This window comes from Micromonospora sp. ALFpr18c (assembly GCF_008868155.1).
Classification (GTDB): domain Bacteria; phylum Actinomycetota; class Actinomycetes; order Mycobacteriales; family Micromonosporaceae; genus Micromonospora.
Map to the genome: position 1 here is coordinate 1 of NZ_WBKR01000349.1, position 2,722 is coordinate 2,722.

Consider the following 2,722-nt stretch of genomic DNA (forward strand, 5'->3'; position numbering starts at 1 on the left):
GTGGGGGCGACGGTCTCGGAGACTGCCATGGAAGATCCTTCCCAGCGGGGCGGGCGGGCGCGCCGGTCGTGCCGGTCACGCCCGCCGCTCACCGTGTCACTTGCCGGTGATCTCCTTGACGCCATCGGCGTACGGCTTGGCGATCGTGTCGAGCACCTGGTCCGGGGACTTGGACCCGTTGATCAGGCCCTGGAAGCCGCCGACCAGTACGTCGTAGAAGCCGGGCACCGGCCAGTCCGGGTAGAACGCCAGGCCGTCGGACTTGCTGACCGTGTTGAAGTCCTCGATCAGCTTGCGGTCCTTCGGGTCGCTGATCTTCGCGGGGTCACCGGCCACCGGGACGCCACCGTTGTTGCCGATCAGGTCCTGGATCTCCGGACGCAGGGTGATGTCGATGAAGTCGTACGCCAGGCTCTTGGCCTTGCTGTTCGTCGGGACCACCCAGAGGTTGCCGGAGGAGCCGGCCTGCAGGGTGTTGCCCGGGAAGAGGAAGGTGTCCCAGTTGGCCTTCATCTCGGCCTTGAAGCGGCCGTACCACCAGCTGCCCGAGACGATCATCGGGGTCTTGCCGGCGATGAACGCGGTGCCCATGTCCTCGGCCTTGAGGCTCGCCGAGTCCTTGGCGACGTAGCCCTTGCGGACCCACTCGGCGAAGGTGTCCGCGCCGTACTTCAGCGGGTCGGCCTTGAAGTCGACCGGGTTCTTGTAGAGCTGGTAGTTGTCCACGAACTGCCGGTCGGCCTTCGAGAGGGCCAGCTGGTAGAACAGCTGCCCGGCCGGGTACTCGGCACCGGCCATGCCCAGCGGGGTGACGCCCTTGCCGACGAAGGTGTCCATCGCGGCAGTCATCTCGGCCATGCTGGTCGGGACCTTGACGCCGTTGCGCTGGAACAGGTCCTTGTTGTAGTAGACCGTCACGTACTCGCCGTAGTTGGGCACGCCGAACCAGTTGCCCGTACCCATCACGCCCTTGTCGCTGTACCGGGCGGTGGTCTGCAGGCTGGGGCTGAGCTTGCCGGCCCAGCCGCGCTTGTCGGCCTCGGCGCTCAGGTCGGTGAGCAGGCCCTGGGAGGACAGCAGGCCGGCCGTCGCGTTGCCCTTGTTGTACTCCATGATGTCCGGACCCTCGGACGAATTGATGATCATGCCAGCGTTCTGCTGGATCTGCTCGAACGCCTTGCGCTCGAAGCGCACCTCGACGCCCGGGTGCTCGGACTTGAAGATCTCGATCGCCCGGTTCCAGCCGACCCCCATGGCGCTGTTCTCGCTCTCGTAGTGCCAGAGCTTGAGGGTCTTGGCGTCGCTGTTGTCCCCGTTGTCACCACCGCCGCAGGCGGCCACGGTGGTCGTCGCGGTCGCCGCCAGGGCGATCGCGGCGACGATCCGGTGGAATCGCTGCATTGCTATCCTCCTCGTTGAGTATCTAGCGGTACTTCACTGGGCCCGTCGTCGCGTTGCAGCGCGGCGGCGGGCTGTTTTTACTGGTCAGCCCCCATCGGTTGGCGGCTTCGCGGCGCGGCCGTCGATCCGCGGATCTCCAGCGCGCACGGCAGCAACTGCTGATGACGCCCTCCGGCGGGGCCGTCCAGATGGCGCAGCAGCGCCTCGATCGCGATCCGGCCGAGCGCCGATCCGGGTGACGTCATCGCGGTCAGCGCCGGGGTGGCCAGCTCGGCGACCTGCGGCGAGGTGACCATCGAGACGACCGAGACGTCGTCGGGCACCGACAGCCCCCGCCCGGTCAGCTCGCCGAGGATGCCGAAGATCGCGGTCTCGTTCATGGCCAGCACGGCGGTCAGCTCCGGCGCCTGCGCGAACGCCGCGGCCAGGGCGGCCCGCCCGCCGGCGGCGCTGTCCTCGGCCGCGATCATCACGGGCTCCAGGCCGTGCCCGGTCATCGCCGAGACGAAAGCGTCCCGGGTACGCAGCGCCGGGCCGTAGCCGCTGGCCAGCGTGGCGGCGGAGTGGTTGACGTACACGATCCGCCGGTGCCCCAGGCCGACCAGGTGCGCGACGGCCTCCCGTACGGTCTGCTCGAAGTCGATGTCGACGTAGGAGAGCGCGCTGGTGTCGCCGGTGCGGCCGATCAGGACCAGCGGTACGCCAGCCTCCTGGAGCACCGTGACCCGCTCGTCGGCGAGCTGCACCTCCATCAGCACGACACCGTCGAGCATCCGCTGGGTGGCCAGCCGCCGCAGGTCGTCGAGATCCCCACCGCCGACCGGCGAGAGCACCAGGTGGTAGCCGGCGGTGCTGGCCGCCGCGGCGGCGCCGGTGACGAAGGCGGTTTCGGTCGCACCCAGGCCGCGCTCGTCCATCGGCATCAGCAGGCCCAGGATCCGGCTGCGCCGGCTGGCCAGGCCGCGGGCCATCGCGTTGGGCTGGTAGTCGAGCTCCGCCATGGCGGCGAGCACCTTGTCCCGGGTGGCCTGGGAGATCGGGCGGGTGCCGGTGAGCACGTACGACACGGTGCTGACCGAGACCCGGGCGAGGCGCGCGACGTCGTGCATGGTGGCCACCGCGCACCTCCTCCGGCCAGGCGTGGGACCGCTCCCGAATCTTCGTCGAAGCGGTTCGACGAAGCGGTTCGACAGGACGCTAGGCCACCTGTTACGGCGACGTCAATAGCCGATGTCGAAAAGAATTCACCGCCGTGCGCGTGGCCCTCCCGCGCCGTGCGCGTGGCCCTCCCGCGCCGTGCGCGTGGCCCTCCCGCTCCTGT

General features: G+C 69.2%; 2 protein-coding genes. Both read right to left on the reverse strand.

Annotated elements, in window-relative coordinates:
• Positions 1 to 96: 96 nt before the first annotated feature.
• On the reverse strand, positions 97 to 1,401 hold the full coding sequence (locus F8271_RS30870; protein WP_151493314.1) for an ABC transporter substrate-binding protein: 1,305 nt from the start codon (positions 1,399 to 1,401) through the stop codon (positions 97 to 99).
• 77 nt (positions 1,402 to 1,478) lie between these two features.
• Positions 1,479 to 2,510: a LacI family DNA-binding transcriptional regulator gene (locus F8271_RS30875; RefSeq protein ID WP_225854885.1), complete on the reverse strand. Its 1,032-nt coding sequence runs from the start codon at positions 2,508 to 2,510 to the stop codon at positions 1,479 to 1,481.
• Positions 2,511 to 2,722 lie beyond the last annotated feature (212 nt).